Source organism: Aminobacter sp. P4_D5, assembly GCF_056401815.1.
Map to the genome: position 1 here is coordinate 1 of NZ_JBFUIP010001395.1, position 518 is coordinate 518.

Annotated in this window: 1 pseudogene; it reads right to left on the reverse strand. The window is 71.2% G+C overall.

From position 1 onward, the window contains the following. A pseudogene (locus AC1DWF_RS38615) lies at positions 1 to 518 on the reverse strand (endopeptidase La); the annotation flags it as partial.

Below are 518 nucleotides of genomic sequence, written 5' to 3' on the forward strand. Positions count from 1 at the left end.
GGGCGGGCCGACGAAGCAGAGGATCGGCGCCTTGCCCTCCGGCGCCAGCTTGCGGACAGCGAGGTATTCGATGATCCGCTGCTTGATCTTCTCCAGCCCGAAATGATCGGCATCGAGGACGCGCCGGGCCGCCTCGATGTCGATCGGCTTCTCCTCGGGCAGGGCCCAGGGCAGGTCGATCAGCCAGTCGAGATAGGTGCGGACGATGCCGGCCTCGGCCGCGGCATCGGGCATGCGCTCGTAGCGGCGCAGCTCCTTGCGGGCGGCCTCCTCGACCTCCGGCGGCATCTTGGCCTCGGTGATGGCGGCGGTGAGTTCCGCGACCTCCGGCCCGCGGCCGTCGCCCTCGCCGAKCTGGCGCTGGATCGCGGCCATCTGCTCGCGCAGGACGGCCTCGCGCTGGCGGTCGTCGAAGGTGGCCTTGGTCTGCCGGCCGATCTCCTGCGTCAGCTTCAGGACCTCGATCCGCTGGGCCAGCACGCGCGCGACCCGGTCCATCCGCACGGAAGGGTCGCTGG